General features: G+C 63.6%; 20 protein-coding genes. 13 read left to right on the forward strand and 7 right to left on the reverse strand.

From position 1 onward, the window contains the following. Nucleotides 1-63 precede the first annotated feature (63 nt). Nucleotides 64-2,040 carry a selenocysteine-specific translation elongation factor gene (gene selB, locus LAN37_12995; protein MBZ5648126.1) on the reverse strand — a complete coding sequence of 659 codons (1,977 nt, stop codon included), beginning with the start codon at nucleotides 2,038-2,040 and terminating at the stop codon, nucleotides 64-66. A gap of 101 nt (nucleotides 2,041-2,141) precedes the next feature. Here selB and LAN37_13000 point away from each other — a divergent pair, with 101 nt between their 5' ends. The 7 genes from LAN37_13000 (at nucleotide 2,142) to LAN37_13030 (ending at nucleotide 8,235) form a co-directional block, all read left to right on the forward strand. Then, nucleotides 2,142-2,612: a hypothetical protein gene (locus tag LAN37_13000; GenBank protein MBZ5648127.1), complete on the forward strand. Its 471-nt coding sequence runs from the start codon at nucleotides 2,142-2,144 to the stop codon at nucleotides 2,610-2,612. An 84-nt stretch (nucleotides 2,613-2,696) separates the two neighbouring features. After that, a complete protein-coding gene (purL, locus tag LAN37_13005) occupies nucleotides 2,697-5,015 on the forward strand; it encodes a phosphoribosylformylglycinamidine synthase subunit PurL (protein ID MBZ5648128.1) in 2,319 nt (772 codons plus the stop codon). A gap of 2 nt (nucleotides 5,016-5,017) precedes the next feature. Continuing rightward, nucleotides 5,018-5,206: a type II toxin-antitoxin system HicA family toxin gene (locus tag LAN37_13010; protein ID MBZ5648129.1), complete on the forward strand. Its 189-nt coding sequence runs from the start codon at nucleotides 5,018-5,020 to the stop codon at nucleotides 5,204-5,206. Beyond that, a complete protein-coding gene (locus LAN37_13015; protein MBZ5648130.1) occupies nucleotides 5,203-5,415 on the forward strand; it encodes a type II toxin-antitoxin system HicB family antitoxin in 213 nt (70 codons plus the stop codon). Before LAN37_13010 ends, LAN37_13015 begins: the two co-directional genes overlap by 4 nt. A 10-nt stretch (nucleotides 5,416-5,425) precedes the next feature. Then, nucleotides 5,426-6,856, forward strand: coding sequence for an amidophosphoribosyltransferase (gene purF / locus LAN37_13020; GenBank protein ID MBZ5648131.1), 1,431 nt, complete (start codon nucleotides 5,426-5,428; stop codon nucleotides 6,854-6,856). A gap of 201 nt (nucleotides 6,857-7,057) precedes the next feature. After that, on the forward strand, nucleotides 7,058-7,807 hold the full coding sequence (locus LAN37_13025; protein ID MBZ5648132.1) for a CDP-alcohol phosphatidyltransferase family protein: 750 nt from the start codon (nucleotides 7,058-7,060) through the stop codon (nucleotides 7,805-7,807). Further along, a complete protein-coding gene (locus tag LAN37_13030; protein ID MBZ5648133.1) occupies nucleotides 7,804-8,235 on the forward strand; it encodes a GtrA family protein in 432 nt (143 codons plus the stop codon). Before LAN37_13025 ends, LAN37_13030 begins: the two co-directional genes overlap by 4 nt. 102 nt (nucleotides 8,236-8,337) lie before the next feature. Here the strand turns inward: LAN37_13030 and LAN37_13035 are convergent, their stop codons facing one another. The 6 genes from LAN37_13035 to LAN37_13060 all read right to left on the reverse strand — a co-directional run bounded on the left by LAN37_13035 (nucleotide 8,338) and on the right by LAN37_13060 (nucleotide 12,882). Beyond that, nucleotides 8,338-8,916 (reverse strand): alpha/beta hydrolase, encoded by a 579-nt coding sequence (locus LAN37_13035; protein ID MBZ5648134.1) that lies wholly within the window; start codon nucleotides 8,914-8,916, stop codon nucleotides 8,338-8,340. An 80-nt stretch (nucleotides 8,917-8,996) separates the two neighbouring features. After that, a complete protein-coding gene (gene prmC, locus LAN37_13040) occupies nucleotides 8,997-9,845 on the reverse strand; it encodes a peptide chain release factor N(5)-glutamine methyltransferase (GenBank protein ID MBZ5648135.1) in 849 nt (282 codons plus the stop codon). Further along, a complete protein-coding gene (locus LAN37_13045; GenBank protein ID MBZ5648136.1) occupies nucleotides 9,845-10,384 on the reverse strand; it encodes a tetratricopeptide repeat protein in 540 nt (179 codons plus the stop codon). The genes prmC and LAN37_13045 overlap by 1 nt, the downstream gene beginning before the upstream one ends. 26 nt (nucleotides 10,385-10,410) lie before the next feature. Further along, nucleotides 10,411-10,590: a hypothetical protein gene (locus LAN37_13050; GenBank protein ID MBZ5648137.1), complete on the reverse strand. Its 180-nt coding sequence runs from the start codon at nucleotides 10,588-10,590 to the stop codon at nucleotides 10,411-10,413. Nucleotides 10,591-10,714: 124 nt separating this feature from the next. After that, nucleotides 10,715-11,794: a peptide chain release factor 1 gene (gene prfA, locus LAN37_13055; protein MBZ5648138.1), complete on the reverse strand. Its 1,080-nt coding sequence runs from the start codon at nucleotides 11,792-11,794 to the stop codon at nucleotides 10,715-10,717. Between the two features lie 101 nt (nucleotides 11,795-11,895). After that, nucleotides 11,896-12,882 (reverse strand): DUF1385 domain-containing protein, encoded by a 987-nt coding sequence (locus tag LAN37_13060; GenBank protein MBZ5648139.1) that lies wholly within the window; start codon nucleotides 12,880-12,882, stop codon nucleotides 11,896-11,898. 115 nt (nucleotides 12,883-12,997) lie between these two features. Between LAN37_13060 and LAN37_13065 the strand changes: the two genes are divergently transcribed. The 6 genes from LAN37_13065 (at nucleotide 12,998) to LAN37_13090 (ending at nucleotide 19,036) form a co-directional block, all read left to right on the forward strand. Next, a complete protein-coding gene (locus tag LAN37_13065) occupies nucleotides 12,998-13,393 on the forward strand; it encodes a hypothetical protein (GenBank protein ID MBZ5648140.1) in 396 nt (131 codons plus the stop codon). Between the two features lie 78 nt (nucleotides 13,394-13,471). Then, complete coding sequence (coaD, locus tag LAN37_13070) at nucleotides 13,472-14,005, forward strand: pantetheine-phosphate adenylyltransferase (protein ID MBZ5648141.1); 534 nt, start codon at nucleotides 13,472-13,474, stop codon at nucleotides 14,003-14,005. Then, the gene (locus tag LAN37_13075) at nucleotides 14,005-15,201 is read left to right on the forward strand and encodes a pyridoxal phosphate-dependent aminotransferase (protein ID MBZ5648142.1); all 1,197 of its coding nucleotides are present in this window, start codon (nucleotides 14,005-14,007) and stop codon (nucleotides 15,199-15,201) included. Before coaD ends, LAN37_13075 begins: the two co-directional genes overlap by 1 nt. A 128-nt stretch (nucleotides 15,202-15,329) precedes the next feature. Next, nucleotides 15,330-16,346, forward strand: a complete 1,017-nt coding sequence (locus LAN37_13080) for a class I mannose-6-phosphate isomerase (protein ID MBZ5648143.1) — start codon at nucleotides 15,330-15,332, stop codon at nucleotides 16,344-16,346. Beyond that, the gene (locus LAN37_13085; GenBank protein MBZ5648144.1) at nucleotides 16,264-17,511 is read left to right on the forward strand and encodes an NTP transferase domain-containing protein; all 1,248 of its coding nucleotides are present in this window, start codon (nucleotides 16,264-16,266) and stop codon (nucleotides 17,509-17,511) included. The genes LAN37_13080 and LAN37_13085 overlap by 83 nt, the downstream gene beginning before the upstream one ends. A gap of 88 nt (nucleotides 17,512-17,599) precedes the next feature. Next, entirely contained in the window at nucleotides 17,600-19,036 is a 1,437-nt protein-coding gene (locus tag LAN37_13090; protein MBZ5648145.1) for a phosphoglucomutase/phosphomannomutase family protein, read from the forward strand. The last annotated feature ends 246 nt before the right edge of the window (nucleotides 19,037-19,282 follow it).

Consider the following 19,282-nt stretch of genomic DNA (forward strand, 5'->3'; position numbering starts at 1 on the left):
AGAAGTGCTCACACTTCTGCGATCTTACTTCTTCGATCTGACTTGTCTTTCGTGAGACTCTGCCTAGAGGATGATCCTCTCGTCTCCTACTCTCCGCGTCACCCGCTCGCGGTCCAGCCACTCCAGCAGCGGCACGGCGTACTTGCGCGTCAGGCCGATCATCTCTTTGAATTGCCCGACATCGATCTTCGGCGACTTAGCCTTGTACTGCGCCACGTCGCGCTTCAACTGCTCCAGCGCCGTGTGATGGAAGACCAGGTCTTCCGAGATCTTTACCAGCACCTTGTCGCGCAACAGCAGGGTGACGATCTTCTGCGCGCGCGCCTTGTCCACCTTGACCCCTGCGAGCACATCCTTCAGCAGCGGTACCTTCAGCCCGGCCGACGCGAAGGCCTGCTCGATGATCTGCTTGGCCTCGGCCTCTTCGTCCTTCATGACCACGGACCGGCCCGCCAAGCGTAGTTGTTCGCCCGCTACCTCGATCTCCTTTTCGTGCACGAGAGCATCCAGAACGCCCTCGAAGAGTTCGGGGCCGATGTCGAGCCTCTCCCGCAACTCCTGCTTGCTCAGGCCGGCGACGAGCGGATTCGCTTCGTGGAATGCCTTCATGAGGCGGACGATGATCTTGGCTACCGAATCGAACGCGGTTTCTGCGACGAACAAGCCTCCCAACCGGATGACGCGAAGCGCTTCGAGCCCCGTGGCAACTCCTTCTCTCGCCTTGGAGGCGGCATCGCGGCGGGAATGTTCAGGGGTAACCAGGCGGCTGGCGACAATTTCTTCGATTTGGCCGCGGGTCCAGCCGGTTTCCGCGATCGCATCACCCATCGGAAGCCCCCGCGTGTCCCGCCTCGCGATCCGCATGATCAGTTGCTCCTCAGGGCTGCGTGTCAGCGCTTGTATGCGCCCGACAATGGAATGGGCATCCCGCTTCTTCTCTTCCTTCGATGGGGGAAGTGGCGCCGGGTCCACGACGACTCCTCCGCCGATTGTTACCACCGGGGAGAACTGCCGTAGGATGAAGCGATCGCCGGGAAGCAGCAGCAGCGGCTCGTCGGTCCGCAGTTGCGCGAAGCTCTCCTTGCCAGGCGCAATCTGCTTTTCTCCGTACAAGACAACCTCGGCGATGGTTTCGGCCGTGTACGAGTGGAAATGTACGCGCGCGCGGTCTTTGAGCGCCTTAGCCGACGGCAGGATCGAAAGCGACACGTCCACACGCTTCGTGGTGCGAAAGACGCCCGGCGCAGCCAGCATCATCCCTCGCGCCAGCTCCTCCGTCGAAACTCCGGCCAGGTTCAGCGCGGTCCTCTGACCGGCGATGGCTTTTTCTTCGCTATGTCCGTGCACCTGCACTCCGCGCACCCGCACCCGCCGCGACGCGGGAAAGACCTCAACGTCTTCTTCTTTCTTGACCGACCCCGATATCAGGGTGCCCGTCACCACCGTGCCAAAGCCCTTCATCGTGAATACGCGGTCGATGGGAAGGCGAAAGAGTGCGGTCGAGTCCTTGGCCGGCACCTCGGCGGCGATCTTCGCCAACTCGTGTTTCAGCTCATCCAGCCCCGCGCCCGTGATCGAACTGACCGGCACGATGGGCGCACCGTCGAGGAACGATCCGCGCAGAAACTCCTCCACCTCCAGTCGCACCACGTCCAGGGTGTCGCTCGGTACGAGGTCGGACTTGGTCAGGACCGTCAGGCCGCGCCGCACCTGGAGCAGGCGGCAGATGTCGAAGTGTTCGCGTGTCTGCGGCTTGATGCCCTCATCGGCGGAGATGACCAGCATCACCACGTCGATCCCGCCTACCCCGGCCAGCATGTTGCGCACGAAGCGCTCGTGCCCGGGCACATCCACGAAGCCGATCTTCAGCGTGACGCCGCCCGGCGCCGGCAGTTCCAGGTGCGCGAAGCCGATATCGATGGTGATGCCTCGCCGCTTTTCCTCCTCGAGGCGGTCGGCGTCGATGCCGGTCAGCGCTTTGACCAGCGCGGTTTTCCCGTGATCGATGTGCCCCGCGGTGCCGACGATGACGGATTTCATCGCCCACAGTGTAAAGGAGTCAGGAGGCACGATGCAGGACGCAGCAAGAACCCGCCGCCTACCTCCTTGACTTCCGCCGCGCCGCCCTCTATCAATGCCACGTGGCACAGCACCTGGTCACCATCGCCACCTACCGCGAGCTCTCCGACGCCCTGCTCGCCAAGGGCAAGCTCGACGCTGCCGGGATCCACTGCGTCCTCAGCACCCCGGCGCAAGGGGAGGGAGCGCGCCCGCCCGCCGTCCTCAACGGATCCCCCGGCTTGGACAGCCTCCGCGCCAAGGCATTCGACGACGTGCACCTCCAGGTCAGCGAAGACGACGCCGAGACCGCCACCGAGATCCTGACCGGCGCCGCGGAAGACGAGGACCTCGACGACCTCCTCGATCAGCCCCTCTGTCCGACCTGCGGCTCCATGGACCTGCACTACCACGATGGGAAGCACTGGAGGCCCTGGGTCGGCGTGTTCGTCGCCGGTGAGGCTACCGTGGCCTCCCACAAGCGCGAATGGCGCTGCGACGAATGCGGCGCGACCTGGGTGGAAGAGCAGCCCGGCGCCGAAACCGTGAACTGAGGGCGGGGCTTCGCCACACGTCTCCCAGCGTTGCATCGCCACCCGCAAAATCCGCGCCTTGTGTGCGAAAATGGAAATTCCCCCATGTCAGATAAGACCGCTATCACTCCCGACGTCGTCCGAGAGCACGGCATCACCTCGGATGAGTACAAGAAGATCCTGAAGTGGCTGGGGCGCGAGCCCTCCATGACCGAGCTCGGGATCTTCAGCGTGATGTGGAGCGAGCACTGCTCCTACAAGTCGTCGCGCGTGCACCTCAAGCGCCTGCCGACGCGCTCCCGCCGCGTGGTGCAGGGGCCTGGCGAGAATGCCGGCATCATCGACATCGGTGACGGCTGGGCCTGCGCCTTCAAGATCGAGAGCCACAACCATCCTTCGTTCATCGAGCCCTTCCAGGGGGCAGCGACCGGCGTGGGCGGCATCCTGCGCGACATCTTCACCATGGGCGCGCGGCCCATCGCGGTCATGGACTCGCTGCGCTTCGGGCCGATTACTCAGAGGAACGGAGAACCAGACCAGCAGACCATCCACCGCAACCATTCCATTCTTGAGGGCGTGGTCAGCGGCATCGCCAGCTACGGCAACTGTTTCGGCGTGCCCAACCTGGGCGGCGAGACCAAGTTCGAGCCCTGCTACTCGCAGAACCCCCTGGTGAACGCCTTCGCTCTGGGCATCGTGCGCCGCGACCAAATCTTCTACGCGCGCGCCGCCGGCGAGGGCAACCCGGTCATCTACGTCGGCGCCAAGACCGGGCGCGATGGAATCCACGGCGCCACCATGGCCAGCGAGGAGTTCAGCGAGGAGTCGGAGGCCAAGCGCCCCAACGTGCAGGTCGGTGACCCATTCCTGGAAAAGCTCCTGCTCGAAGCCTGCCTCGAAGCCATGCAGACCGGCGCGGTCGTCGGCATCCAGGACATGGGCGCTGCCGGCCTGACGTGCTCCACCTGCGAGATGGGTGGCCGCGGCGGCGTGGGCCTGGAGATCGAGCTCGACAACGTCCCCCAGCGCGAGACCGCCATGACCCCCTACGAGATCATGCTCAGCGAGTCGCAGGAGCGCATGCTGCTGGTCGCGGAAAAAGGCCGCGAAGAAGAGGTCCTGCGCGTTTTCGCCAAGTGGGGCTTGGATGCGGTGGTCATCGGCCGCGTCATCCACGAGAGCAAGATGCGCGTCCTCCAGCACGGCAAGGTCGTCGCCGAGATTCCCAACGAAGCACTCACCGACGACGCGCCTCTGTACAAGCGCCCCATGGAGCGCTTCGAGCCCAGCATCGCGCGCGAAAAGCCTGACCACATCCAGCTGGGAGTTAAGAACGACCTGACTGAAGACTTCAAACGTCTGCTCGGCTCGGCCAACATCTGCTCCAAGCGCTGGGTGCACGAGCAGTACGACTCCATGGTCCAGACCAACACCGTCGAAGGCCCCGGACGCGAAGCCGGTGTGGTACGCGTGAAGGGCACGAACCGCGGCCTGGCTATGGCGCTCGACGGCAACGGACGCTGGTGCTGGCTTGATCCCAAGCTGGGGGCCGAGCACGCCGTCGCCGAGGCCGCGCGCAACGTCGCCTGTACCGGCGCCACGCCCGTCGCAGCCACCAACTGCCTGAACTTCGGCAATCCCGAGAAGCCCGCCATCATGTGGCAGTTCTCCCAGGTCATCGACGGCTTGACCCGCGCCTGCGAGGAGCTGGAGACGCCCATCACCGGTGGCAACGTCAGCTTCTATAACGAGACCCTGGGCGAGGGCATCTACCCCACCCCGACCGTGGGCGTGGTGGGCATCATCGAAAACCTCGATAAGGCCGCCAGCTACGAGTTTCGCGGACCCGGTCGCGCGCTGCTCCTTCTGCACGGCTCTGAGCCCGGCGACGCCACCGATGCCGAGGTCGAGCTGGGGTCCTCCGAATACGCCAAGGAAGTGCTGGGCGCGGTCTGGGGCTTCCCGCCGTCGCTGGAGTTGGAGAAGGAAGCCGCGGTGCAGAAGTGCATCATCGAATTGATCGGTCTGGAGCTGGTCGAATCGGCCCACGACTGCTCCGAGGGCGGTCTGGCGGTGGCTCTGGCCGAGTCCGGCTTCCCCAACGGCATCGGCGTCAGGGTGGAGCTTAAGGACGACAATTTGCCCCCCGAATGCACCATTTTTGGTGAAGACGCCAGCCGCATTCTCACATCTTGCGACGCAATTAGCTTGGGGCGAATCCAACAAGTAGCGCTAAAATACGGCGTAGCAGTGGATTCCATCGGGCAAACCGTACCAGAAAAGTTTGAAATGTTCGTCAACGGCCGGCCAGTCGTGTCGGCGGCCGTGTCGGAACTGAAGGGCGTTTGGGAGCACGCGCTGGAGCGTGCCCTGCACGTAGAGACCGTGGATGAACTGGTGCCGTCGGGGCTCGACCGGAGCTAGGGGTGAAGGTTCGTGATGTCATCCGCAACCTGGAAGACAATGGGTGGTATCACGAGAGGACGAGCGGCAGCCACCGGCAGTTTCGGCATTCTACGAAAAGCGGGACGGTCACTGTAGCGGGTCATCCTGGTGATGAGGTGCCGAAAGGAACATTGAACAGCATCCTTAAGCAAGCCGGATTGAAAAAATGAACTACACGGTCATCTTCGAAAAAGGAAAGACCGGCTTCGGGGCTTATGTCCCGGACCTTCCCGGCTGCGTTGCCGTTGGAAAGACGATGAGGCAAGTGAAGAAATTGATCCGCGAGGCGATCGAGCTCCATATCGAAAGCCTGAAAGCGCATGGTGAACCGGTTCCAGAGCCGACAACCTTGGCCGAGCAGGTGAGTGTATCGGCATAACGCGAGGGCGATGATCGTGCCATTCGACAAGCTGCGTGAAGAGTGCGGGGTCGTGGCCGTGTATGCGAACCCCGAAGCGTCCACGCTCGCCTACCTCGGACTGCACGCGCTGCAGCACCGCGGCCAGGAGTCGGCGGGCATCGTGTCGTCGGACGGCGTTACCATGCACCAGCACAAGGCCATGGGCCTGGTGGCCGACATCTTCACCGAGCCCGTGCTGGAGAAGCTCAAGGGTTCCAGCGCCATCGGCCACACCCGCTATTCCACCACCGGCGATTCGGCGTTGCAGAACGCGCAGCCCATCATGGTGGACTGCAACAAGGGACTCATCGCCCTGGCCCACAACGGCAATTTGGTCAACGCCCACGAGGTTCGCTCCAAACTGGAAAAGCAGGGCTCCATCTTCCAGACCACCAGCGATACCGAGGTCATCGTCCACCTGATCGCGCAGTCCAAGGAAGAGACTCTGCCGGAAGCGATCGCCGACTCGCTGCGCCGCATCGAGGGCGCATTCTCACTGGTCATCATGACCCGCGACCGCGTCTTCGCGGTGCGCGATCCCCGAGGCTTCCGCCCGCTCTCCATGGGACGCATCCGCAACCCCGGCGGCCAGCGCGACGACACTATCGTGTTCGCCTCCGAGACCAACGCCTTCGACCTGATCGGCGCCACCTTTGAGCGCGACGTCAAGCCGGGCGAGATGGTCGTGGTCGGCCCCGAGGGCATGTACTCGCGCTTCTACTCGCCCCAGATGCCGCAGTCGTCGTGCATCTTCGAGCACGTCTACTTCTCCCGCCCGGATTCGGTCGTCTTCGAGCGCCCGGTACAGGAGAGCCGCGAAGCGCTGGGCCGGCAACTCGCGCGCGAGGCGCCGGCGGATGCCGACATCGTCGTGCCCGTGCCTGACTCCGGCGTCACCGCCGCCATGGGCTACTCCGCGGAGAGCGGCATCCCCTTCCGCTTCGGCCTGATCCGCAACCACTACGTCGGCCGCACCTTCATCGAGCCGGAACAGCGTGTGCGCGACTTCGGGGTGCGCCTCAAGCTGAACCCGGTGAAGGCCATCCTGAACGGCAAGCGCGTGGTGCTGATCGACGATTCCATCGTGCGCGGCACCACCAGCCGCAAGCTGGTGCGCATGCTACGCAATGCCGGCGCCACCGAAGTGCACATGCGCATCTCCTGCCCCCCGACCATCTCGCCGTGCTTCTACGGCGTGGACACCCCCAGCAAGAAGCAGCTCATCGCCGCCAACAAGAGCATCGAGGAGATCCGCGACTACATCGGCGCCGACTCGCTCGCGTACCTGTCGCTCGATGGCATGAAGCAGGCCTGCGGCGACGGCGAGAAGACTACCTACTGCACCGCCTGCTACACCGGCAAGTACCCGACCAACTGGGTGGACGTCGACGAGATCCAGCCACTCAAGACCGAGATGTAGACGGGGGCGATCTCCACAGCACTGGGAGCCACTTGGCTCCCGATTGCATTTGTCCCTCCTGGAACATAACTCCGGGTTACCACAAAGAGTATGTTGCTGATAATACGGCACTTACTCGTTGAGGTACGTCCCACCCACGATTGAGTCGCGGTGCATTGAGGTACCAGGCGAGGCGCGCCATAGTGCGGGCGAGGTGACGATATGCCCGCACGAAATCTGTACTTCGAGTACAGCGACCTGGGCGGCGCGGCGGCGGCACAGCTCAGCGACTCCGATCGCAAGGAGCTGGGCTTCAAGACCGCCGACCGGATGCATGAGGCTATCACGGCGCGCGTCGAGAAGCGGGCCCTCGTGTGGATGGCCGCGCACATGCCCGCCCGCATCAACTCTGACCATCTGACCGCGCTGGGCTTCGTGGCCCAGTTTCTGGCGGGCGCGACGTATGCGCTGGCGCGCTTCAGCCCGCGCTGGCTGATCGCGACCAATTTTTTCATCGCCCTGAACTGGCTCGGCGACAGCCTGGACGGCACTCTGGCTCGCGTGCGCAACCAGCAGCGTCCGCGCTACGGCTTCTACGTGGACCACGTGATCGACACCTTCGGCGCCGCTTTCCTGATGGGCGGTCTGGCCCTCTCCGGCTACCTTCACTGGGCGGTCGCGCTGGCCATGCTGGTCGCGTTCCTGATGCTCTCGGTCGAGGTCTACCTAACGACCTACACGTTGGGGCAGTTCAAGCTCTCGTATGGGAAGTTCGGGCCGACCGAGATCCGCATCGCCCTCTGCGTCGGCAATATCGCGCTGATGTACCGGCCATGGGCGCACCTGTTCGGATTCGAGGTCCGGCTGTTCGATGTGGGCGGCGCAATAGCCACAGCGGCGATGCTGGGGATCATGGTTGTCTCAACCATCCAGCACGCCAAGCGGCTCTACCGGGAAGAGAGGCTGGGGTGAGCGGGGTCACGACCGTAAGGCGGGCGTGCAGGTTCTACCTGGTCGGGGCGCTGGGCATCGCGGTGCAGCTCGCGAGCCTGGCGGCGCTCACCCATGCGGGGGTGAACTATGTGGTCGCGACGGCACTCGCGGTGGAGGCTGCGGTCGTGCACAACTTCCTCTGGCACGAGCGCTACACCTGGAGCGATCGGCGCAGCCACAGCCCCTGGGCCGAAGTCATGCGCCTGTTGAAGTTCAACGCCACGACGGGGATCGTGTCCATCGCGGGCAACGTCATTTTGATGTGGTTGTTGGTAGGGGAAGCGGAGTTTCGTCCCGTGGTGGCAAACGTCGTCTCCATCGCTTCGTGTTCGTTATTGAATTTTGTGGTCAGCGATCGCGCCGTGTTTCGACCGTTGCCGTTATTGGGCTTCAACGGCAGCAACTAACAGAAGCGCAGAGAGGAGGTCAGGCCGCAGACGGATTCGGCGGGACGCGAGTCCCGCCGATTTGTCTCTCGTCCCGGATGGAAGCGCCGGGTGCCAGCCAGCTCAACGGGCGCGAACATGGCGTCTGCCGCGGCGCAGTGACCGAAGCAATTGCAGCCCTTCGGGCCACGGGCCGTACCCGGCATCACTGTTGATGTGCCCGGCATCACCGATGCACACATACCGGCTCCCCCACGCGTCCGCGAACTGCTTCGCCCTCTCGATGGAGACGTACGGGTCATTCGAACTTGCCACCACGAGGGTGGGGAAGGCGATCGCATCGAGCGGCATGGGGGCGAATCCGTGCGTCACGGGCGGGTACGACGGCGATTCGGTATCGCTTGGCGCAACCAGCAGCGCTCCTCCTACCCTACGTTTGTACGTGCGCGCCCATAACGCGATCGTGCAGCACGCCAGGCTGTGACCCGCGAGCAATACGTCCGGCCCGCTGGCCACCACCGCCCGGTCGAGCTCCGCGATCCAGTCCTCCGCTCTTGGCGTCTCCCAGTCCTTCTGGTGCACGCGACGGAAGCGCGCATCCTGCCGCTCCCAGTGGCTCTGCCAGTGCTCCGGCCCGGAGTTGTAAAGCCCGGGAACGGTGAGGACCTCTAGGTTTGGCACTGCGGTTTGCCTCCTGATGATCTCAGAACTCAGATTGCAGAGTTCAGATCGAAGATTCTGCACTCGCTGCCGTGATATCTGCAATCAGCGATCTGAAGTCCTCAATCTGAGATCGCCTTTCTTCCCGCCGCCACCCGCGGAATCCCTTGCAGGTCCGCTGTGACACGGACTTCGGCCCATCGCGCGAGCAGTTCCCGTATTTGCTCCTCCTGCGAGAACCCGATCTCCATCACCAACCAGCCGCCGGGCTTCAAAGCTTCCTTCGCCTGCGGGATCAGTCGGCGGTAGATGTCGAGTCCGTGCGGGCCGCCAAAGACCGCCGCTGTAGGCTCGAATTTCCGCACTTCGCGCTGCACCTTGTCGCGCTCCTCTTCGGACACGTACGGCGGATTGGAGACGACATAATCGAAAGTCCCAGGTGGAACTCCCTCAAGCAAGTCGGCCTGGCGAAAAGTCAGGCGAGACTCGAGTTGCAGTCGCGCCGCGTTGGCCCGCGCCACTTCGAGCGCTTCGGCCGAGATGTCGGTCGCGGTGATCTCCGCCTTCGGCAATTCCCTGGCCAGCGCCAGTGCGATGCAGCCTGAGCCGGTACCGACGTCCAAAATATTCTTTGCAGGAAACGTGCGCGCGAGTTCCACGACGGTCTCGATGACGTGCTCGGTCTCGGGGCGGGGAATCAGAACCGCGGGCGTCACGATGAGGTCCAATCCCCAGAACTCCTGGTGCCCGGTGATGTACTGCGCGGGCTTTCCGGTAGCGCGCTCACGCAGCGCTTCGTCATAGCGCGCCTGTTCTTCCGCGCTGAGTTCACGCTCCGGATGGGCATAGAGGTAGGCTCGGTCCACGCCCAGCACGAACATCAGCAGCACCTCGGCGTTCATGCGCGGAGAGCCGATACGCCGCTCGTCGAGATACTCGAACGCGGCGCGCAGTGCTTCCCCTAAGCGCATCACTGGCTGGCCGGGAGCTGGGGCCCTAGCCGCGCCACGGCTCCGCGAGCTTCCTCGGCCCACCGCTCGGGACCGGCGAGTTTCTCCGCCGCCTTGTAGTGTTCCATCGCCTGCGCGAGCTTGTTCAATTTTTCGAAGACACGCCCCAACCGGACATGGATGGCGGGATCTCCGGGTTTTTGCTCCACCGCGTCCTCGTAGCGGAGCAACGCGCCGCGGTAGTTCTTTTCTTCGAAGGAAAAATCGCCGACTTCGACGTTGTGGGCGGCATCCAGCGCCATCTCCATCGCTTCATCGCATTTGTCCACTGGAGGCTTGCTCGAGGTGACTTTACCGGCGCCGGGCGTTTCCGCACGTGGAGCGGGCTGCGGAACGGTTGGGGGCGTTCTTGCGGCTTCGCGGCACCACCCCCAGATGCAAATGGTCTGCGGGAGCGGGTTCTTATTGCGGGAGCTCTTCTTGGATTTCTGCTTGTTCAGTTCGGCGATAATCTCGTCGACCGGACGATCGGCGGGACACGGGGGAGACTGCCCAGCCATGCCCGCACTCAGAACCAGGACGGCGATCATGCACCGGACGAGCACGGGAGCATTGTAGCGCGCTCGCGCAGCGCTTCGTCGTAGCGCGCTTGTTCTTCCCCGGTGAGTTCCCGCTCCGGATGTGCATAGAGGTAGGCCCCGTCCACGCCCAGCACTAACATCGTCAGCACCTCGGCGTTCATGCGCGGCGAGGGGGACCTGGTCATCGGTGAGGGATTGGATCGCGAATTAGAGGGCGTCGCCGAGTCGCACTTTTGATCTTCGATCGGTGATTTCGCGAATAGGCCTTCGCCAATCACAAATCACGAATCACAAATCGTCAATCGCGGATTACGCCACTCCGATCGTGTCGTCCTTGAGCTTCTCCGCGTTGTAGTGCGTGACCAACGCGTCAATGAACGGCTGGAGCTTGCCGTCCATGATGTCGCTCAATTGATGGATGGTCAGCCCGATGCGATGGTCGGTGACGCGGTTCTGCGGGAAGTTGTAGGTGCGGATCTTCTCGCTGCGGTCCCCCGAGCCCACCTGCGACTTCCGTTCTCTGGCTAACGCTGCCTGCTGCTTCTCCAGTTCCATCTCGTACAGCCGGGTCCGCAGCACGCGCATCGCCTTCTCGCGGTTCTTGATCTGCGATTTCTCGTCCTGGCAGGAGACCACCGTGTTGGTCGGCAGATGCGTGATGCGGACGGCGGAATAAGTCGTATTCACCGACTGTCCGCCGGGGCCCGACGAGCAGAACGTATCGATGCGGATGTCCTTGGCCTCGATCTTGATGTCTACATCCTCGGCTTCAGGAAGCACCGCTACGGTCACCGCGGAGGTATGGACGCGTCCCTGCTGCTCGGTCTTAGGCACACGCTGCACCCGGTGGACGCCCGACTCGTACTTCAGCCGTGAATAGACGCGGTCGCCTTCGATGGAGGCGATGATCTCTTTCAGCCCGCCCACGCCCGACTCCGAGGTGTTCAGCACGTCCACTTTCCAGCGCTGGGTCTCGGCGTAGCGCGAGTACATGCGGAACATCTCCGCCGCGAACAGCGTGGCTTCGTCGCCGCCTGTCCCGGCGCGGATCTCCAGGATGACGTTTTTCTCGTCGTTCGGGTCCTTGGGGATCAGCAGCGTCTTCAGCTCTTGCTCGACAGCGGCAAAGCGCTCCTCCAGCCGCTCCAATTCCTCCGCCGCGTAGGCGCGCATTTCCGCGTCGCTCTCATCGGCGACGAGCTGCTTGCTCTCGGCGATGCCTTTCCTCAGGTCCTTGAACTCGCGGTACTTCTCGACCACGGGCGCGATCTCGCTGTGCGCCTTGGCGGTCTTCTGGTATTTCGACGAGTCGGTCACCACCTGCGGCGAGGCCAGTGCCTGCGTCAGCTCCTCGTATTTGGCTTCGATTTGGTCGAGTTTCTCGAACACGGTGTCGGTTGCCAGTTGTCAGTTGCCAGACTGGCGCTGGGCAGGCTTTTCTCTGATTGTAGCTGGTAGAGAGGGAAAGGCAGGGTTCGCGGGGAGCCCCGCTAGGCAATCACCAGTTCGCCGCCGCGTTGCTTCTCCAGTTCCATGGCCTGGTTCAGCGCGTGGATGGCGCACTCGACCTGGTCGTTCGACGGCGGCTGGGTCGTGATGCGCTGCATCCACAACCCCGGCAGCGTCATCAGCGCGAACAGCGACGAGCGTCGCTTGGCGGCGAAGCGGATGATCTCGTAGGACACTGCCGCGATCACCGGCAGCAGCGCGATGCGCGCCCCGAACCGCGCCCAGAACGTCGTGTACGGCACCAGGGCATAGATCCCGATCGAGATCAGCATCACCGTCATCAGGAAGCTGGTCCCGCAACGCGGGTGGAAGGTCGAGTATTTCTGCACGGAGTCCATGCCCAGCGCGTCTTTGGCCTCGAAGGCGAAGACCGTCTTGTGCTCGGCGCCGTGGTACTGGTACACCCGCCGGATGTCCTTCCACAGCGAGATCCCCCAGATGAACAGCAGGAACAGCAGCATGCGGATGACGCCGTCCGCCAGGTTGAAGAGGATGTTGTTGTTCAGCGCCGCGATCCGGGTCTTCAGCTCCGTGGCCGCCACCAGCGGCACGAACTTGTAGAAGAAGATGAAGAATCCCACCGAGATCACGATATTGACCGCCGCCAGCCACCCGCTGAACTCGATCTTCTTCTGATGTTCTTCGCGCGGGACCTCGTCCAGCGCCACATTGGCCGAGAAGCGCAGGGCGCGGAAGCCCAGCGACATGGCCTGTCCCAGCGTCGCCAGCCCGCGGAGGAACGGCCAACCCAGCCACGGACGCTTCTCCGACGGCCGGTCGATCGCCTCCGAATGCGACGCGATCTCCCCCGACGGCTTGCGCACGGCAATGCCCCAGGCATGCGGCGAGCGCATCATCACGCCCTCCAGCACCGCCTGCCCGCCGACCAGCGTCTCCTCACCGCTTTCCAGCGCGGGGAGCAGTTGCGACGCGGCCAGCAGCCGCCCGAATTGGCGCAGAAAATCCATGGTGACTATTTGATGATACCTCAGGACAAATTGATTCTCGCGGGGGATACAAGCAGCCTACCGTGCCCTGTCTACCGTGTCAAACAGGTGACTACCGTAACTCAGGAAGGCAGCCTTGCTGTGGTATGGTGCGGCTGTGGACACGCTGATCCCAAAAGTGCAGCGGGTCGCCAAGGAACTTGACGAGATCCGCGACGAGCTTCACCACAAGGGGGGTCCCTCCGGCACCGCCTTGCCGGTGGACATCGAGCTTCTGAACTCCTTCAAGACCTCGGTGGACCACATGCGCCACGTCCTTTGGGCCTACATCGAGGCCATGAGCAAGAGCGACGACGTCGACCGCACCCTCCAGCAGTACCGGCTCCAGCGGGCGACCGAGATGCTCCGCCAGCTCCGCGAGCACGGCCCGCTTCACCCGGAGAATCCCCAAGCCAACTCCTTCTTGCGCGAGATCCAGGCCATCGCCGATGGCGCCCTGGATCGTTACGCCCACCCCAAAGACAAGGATTGACGCCCGGCCGGAAATTGCCTCGCTCCTGACTACGTCATACAATCGTTCTTCACGGGATTCCCGCGTCGCCGAGGACGATTGGACCACCGCATCGCCATCTACCCGGGCTCGTTCGACCCGCTGACCAACGGGCACCTGGACCTCATCGAGCGCGGCAGCTCCATCTTCGAGCACCTCATCGTCGCCGTCCTGCGCAATGCCGAGAAAGACCCTCTGTTCACTCTCTCCGAGCGCTGCCACATGCTGGAAGCGATGACCGCGCGCTACAAGAACGTGACCGTCGAAGCTTTCGGCGGCCTGTTGGTGGAGTATGCGCGGGAGAAGAAGGCCCGGGTCATCCTGCGCGGCATTCGCGCTATCAGCGACTACGAATACGAGCTCCAGATGGCCCTCATGAACCGCAAGCTCGACCCGAAGCTCGAGACGGTCTTCATGATGCCCGCCGAGAAGTACTCCTACCTCAGCTCGCGCCTTATCAAGGAAATCTTCCGGCTGGGCGGGTCGGTACGCGGCCTGGTGCCCGACATCGTCGAGCAGCACCTGCACGAGAAAGTCAACGGTGGGCGCCCGCACATCGCAGCGCTCAACTCGAAAGTGAAGAGGAAAAAATAATGGCCACCCCGGCGGCAGTGAAACCCACGCTTCTCACCGAGCGTATCAACCGCATCGAGATCTCGGCCACCCTCGCCGTCGTCAACGAGGCCGAAAAGCTCCGCGCCCAGGGCGTGGACCTGGTGGACTTCGGCGCCGGCGAGCCCCACTTCGCCACCCCCTCGCACATCAAGGACGCGGCCATCGCCGCCATCCACGCCAATTTCACCAAGTACACGGCGGTGGGCGGCACCGCCGAGCTGCGCGACGCCATCGTCCACCGCCACACCGTGGACTTCGATTCCGACTACCGCCGTGAGGAGTGCATCGCTTCGGTCGGCGGCAAGCACGCCCTGTTCAACACGATACAAGTCATGGTGGACCACGGCGACGAAGTCATCATCCCCGTGCCCTACTGGGTGTCGTTCAAGGACATCGTGCGCTATGCCGGCGGCGTGCCCGTCTACGTCGAGACCGACGAACAGCAGGACTTCCGCCTGACCCCGCAGATGATCGAGCGCGCCATCACCCCGCGCACCAAGGTCATCATCCTGAACTCGCCCTCGAACCCTTCCGGCGCGGTGATGAGCCCCGAGGACATGACCGCCATCGTTCGCCTGGCGCATGACCGCGGCATCTGGGTCATCTCCGATGAGTGCTATGTCTATCTGAATTTCACCGGCCGGCGCTTCTCGGTGGGTTCGCTGCGCGAGTATCGCGACCGCACCGTCATCATCGGTTCGCTCTCCAAGACCTACGCCATGACCGGATGGCGCCTGGGGTACGCTCTCGCGCCCGCCCCCCTCGTCTCCGCCATGATGAAATTGCAGAGCCAGTCCACCTCCAACCCGACCTCGATCGTGCAGAAGGCGGGCGTGGCCGCGCTCAACAGCGATCAGAAGTGCGTGGACGACATGCTCGCCGAGTGGATCCGCCTGCGCGACCACGTGGTCGCCGGCCTCAAGAGGATTCCCGGCGTCACCTGCGCCCGGCCCGAGGGTGCGTTCTACGTCTACCCCAACCTCTCGAAGTTGTTCGGCAAGAGCGTGAACTCCGCCTCCGACATGGCTGGGAAGCTTCTGCGCGAGGCGCACGTGGTGGTTGTCCCCGGCGAGGGCTTCGGCACCCGCGAGCACATCCGCATCTCCTACGCCACCTCGCAGAAGGAGATGGATCGCGGCCTGGAGCGCATGGCCAAGCTATTCGCCGCCCTCTAAGGTGGAAGCCCCCGCCTTCAGGCGGGGGTTCATTGGCCTCTTAGAGGCATCGGCTTTAGCCGCGGTGGAACCGGCAACGTCCCCGAAAAAGCTCTAAACTACTTGAGCCGTTGTCCGTCCCCTGGCGAATGTCAGACCTTTACCCATTTCTGCTCGAGCCCGAATTCAAGGAGCGCCCCTGGGGCGCGCGCGATCTCTCGCCCATCTACGACAGGAAGGCCGAGGCCAGCCCCATCGGCGAAGTCTGGCTCACCGCCGACACCTGCAAGGTCGCGAACGGTCCGCTGAAAGGCCGCACCCTCCAGGATCTTTGCCGCGAGTACGGCAAGGCTTTTCTCGGCGAGAACTGCCCCGACACCTCCCGCTTTCCCCTGCTGATCAAGTTCCTTTTCCCGCACGAGAAGCTGAGCGTCCAGGTCCACCCCGACGACGAGGGCGCGCGCCGCATCGGACAGCCCTGCGGCAAGACCGAGTGCTGGTACGTGCTCGACGCCAAGCCCGGCGCCCAGGTCGGCCTCGGACTCAAGCCCAGCATCACCAAGCAGCAGCTCGCCGAGGCCATCGAGAAAAAGCGCGCCGAGTTCCTGCTGAACTGGGTCCCTATCCACAAGGGCGAGCTGATTTACGTTCCTGCGGGCACGGTCCACACCATCGGCCCGGGCTCCATTCTGGTCGAGACCCAGCAAAACTCCGACACCACCTACCGCCTCTATGACTACGGCCGCCCCCGCGAGCTGCACATCGAGCAGGGCCTGGCGGCAACGAAAGAAAAGACGCATGCCGGCAAGGTGAAGCCAGAGCGCGCGGGCGAGAACGAGGTGTTAGTGTTTTCGCGGTGTTTCGCCATAAGCAAACATCAGCTCGGAAGCACCTCATTCTTCGCAGGCCTTAACACCACACCGAACGGTGGGACATTCAGCATTCTTGTGTGTATCGGCGGCGGTGGCGTGGTGCAAGCCGACGACTGTCCCCCGCTGACATTCAGTCGCGGCGAAGTTGTGGTGGTCCCTGCCTCCTGCAGACACTTTAAGGTCACGGGACAGTGGGATGTCGAGTTCCTCGATGTCGTGCTCCCGCCTGCGGGTACGCTTGAAGAACCCGAAACCTCGCTCTCCGGCTTCGAGGCCACCGCCGCCGAACCATGACTCCTTCGTGCGCCTTCGTGTACCTTTGTGTCCTTGGTGTCGAGGTTTCTTGAATTTGGACAAGAACCACTTCTATCCCGTGATCCTGGCCGGCGGCCGCGGCACGCGTTTCTGGCCGCGCAGCCGCCGCCGCTCCGCCAAGCAGGTGCTGGCCCTCGACGGGAACCGGACCATGATCCAGCAGACGGTCCAGCGCTTGCTTCCAATTGCCCCCGCGAAGAATTTCTGGATCATTAGCAACGGCGACTTGCGCGACGTCATCGCCCGCCAGCTTTCCAAAATCAAGAAAGACCGGATCCTCGCCGAGCCCGTGGGCCGCAACACCGCGCCCGCCATCGGGTTGACCGCCTTCATTCTCGAGCGGCTTGCCCCCGACGCCGTCATCGGCATGTTTCCCGCCGACCACGTCATCGGCGACGAGCGGCTCTTCCGCAAGTCCGTGGAGCAGGCGGCGGAGATCGCCGCCGCGGGCGACAACATCGTGGTCATGGGCATCCGGCCCACACGCCCCGAGACCGGCTACGGCTACATCGAAGCCGGCGAACAGCGGGACGGCGTCCTTCGCGTCCGCCGCTTCACCGAGAAGCCCAACCTCGAGAAGGCCGAAGAGTTCCTCGCCGCCGGCAATTATTTCTGGAACAGCGGCATGTTCATCTGGCGGGCGCGCACCCTCGCCGACGCTTTGCGCGAGCACCTCTCCGAGACCGCGCCTTACCTGGAAGAGATCGCCGACGCCTACGGTACCCGCGCGTTCGCCGCCAGGTTCAAGAAGCTGTATCCCCGGTGCGAGAACATTAGCGTGGACTACGCCGTGCTTGAGCCTCGTTCCGCCAAGGGCGAGCACGCGTCGAACCTGTACTGCATCCCGGCCGACTTCGGCTGGAGCGACCTTGGTTCATGGGCCGCGCTTTACGAGCATCACGCGCATATCCGTGGAAAGGCCGACGAGGATGCCAACGTGATTGAGGGGCTGGATGCCGTCGCTCTCGACGCCAAGGGCAATTACATCTACGCGCCGAAGAAGTTTGTCGCCGCCGTCGGAGTCGAGGATCTCGTGGTCGTCGAGACCGACGACGCCCTGCTCATCACCACCCGTGACCGCGCCCAGGACGTGGGCAAAGTCGTGAAGCACCTGGACACCAAGAAACTGACGAAGCTGTTGTGATGGAGAGGATTTAACCGCCGAAAACGCAGAGCGCGCAAAGGACTTGAGAGATCCCTTCACTGCGTTCTCTGCGGTTAACAAGGTTTCGATGGTAGCGGAGATAAAGTTCGGCACCGACGGATGGCGGGGCGTCATCGCCGACGATTTCACCTTCGACAACGTGCGCCGCGTCGCTGCCGCCATCGCAGCCTACGTCAAGAGGAACGAAGACGCGAAGAGAGGCCTGGTCATCGGCTACGACACTCGCTTCGCCTCCCGGCAGACCGCCCGCGCTGCCGCCGAAGTCATCGCCGCCGCCGGCTTGCCCGTCCGTCTCTCCAACGATTACATCCCCACGCCTGCGCTCTCCTATGCCGTGAAGCATCTTCATGCCGCCGGAGGCGTGGTCGTCACCTCCAGTCACAATCCTTGGGATTGGAACGGAGTGAAGTACAAGGCGGGCTACGGCGGCTCGGCGACTCCCGCCATCATGCAGAAGATTGAGGCCGAGTTGAAGCCCGAGCCACCCACCGTTCGGTCCGGCGGCGCGCTCACTGAGACCGACTTCAAGACGCCCTACATCGAAGCCATCACCCGCTTCGCCGACCTCGACCGCATCGCCCGCGCCGGCTTTCGACTGGCCGTGGATGCGATGTACGGCTCCGGCCGCGGGGTGCTCAGCGGCATCTTCTCCGCCCGCGGCATCGATCACGTGGCCATCCGCCAGGAACTCGACCCGCTCTTTCCCGGCATCAATCCCGAGCCCATCGAGCCGCACATCCAGGCGCTGCGCGACGCGGTCCTGCGCGAAAAATGCCACGCGGGATTTGCCACCGACGGCGACGCCGACCGCATCGGCGCCATCGCCGAGGACGGCAGCTTCGTGGACGCGCACAAATGTTTCGCCGTCATTCTGCAATGGCTGCTGGAGCGCCGTCCGCAGTGGGCCGGCGACGTAGTGCGCGCCTTCAACACCACCAGCATGCTCGATCGCATCGCCGCCCGCTATGGTCGCAGGCTGCACGAGTGCGGTATCGGCTTCAAGTACATCTGCGACCTGATGCTCGCCGGCGACATCCTGGTCGGCGGCGAGGAATCCGGCGGCATCGGCATCACCCGGCACCTGCCCGAGCGCGACGGCATCCTCAACTCACTCCTGCTCGCCAACATCATGGCCGAGGAAGGCAAAACGCTCGCCCAGCTCGTCGCGCGCCTGCAGAAGGATTACGGGCCGCACTATTTCGGACGCCGCGACCTGCACATCCCCGACGACCTCAAGCAGAGCGCCATCCAGCGCGCTTCTTCGGACTCGACTTTGCCCCGCGTCGGCGGCTATCGCGTTGTCCGCCGCCAGGATCTCGACGGCATCAAGGTGTTCCTCGACGCGCCGCGCAACGGCAACGGAGCCGAGGCCTGGGTCCTGCTGCGCGCTTCCGGCACCGAGCCCCTGTTACGCTTGTACTCCGAGGCCTCCTCGCCCGCCCTCGTGGACGAGATCCTCGCCGCCGCCGAGGATTTCGTTCGCGATAAAGCTACAGCGGCGTAAGCGTGTGTGCACTGCCGCCCGGCTGTGCGCGCAAACCCAGGTATCTGCGCAGCCAATTGCCGATTTCAAATTACAAATTACCAATTGACAGTGGTTACAATCATTCCTACAAGGGGGCTTCATCTCTCTCCCAGTCGCAAGTAACCCGCCATCCCAGGACACGCCGGACACGCGTCGCTACAATCGCATCCGCCGCCTCCTCGGCATTTCCGACGCCCTTCTCGGCTTCGTCCTGCTGGTCGTCCT

Source organism: Terriglobia bacterium, assembly GCA_020073495.1.
In the GTDB taxonomy this organism is placed as follows: Bacteria; Acidobacteriota; Terriglobia; order Terriglobales; family Acidobacteriaceae; genus JAIQFD01.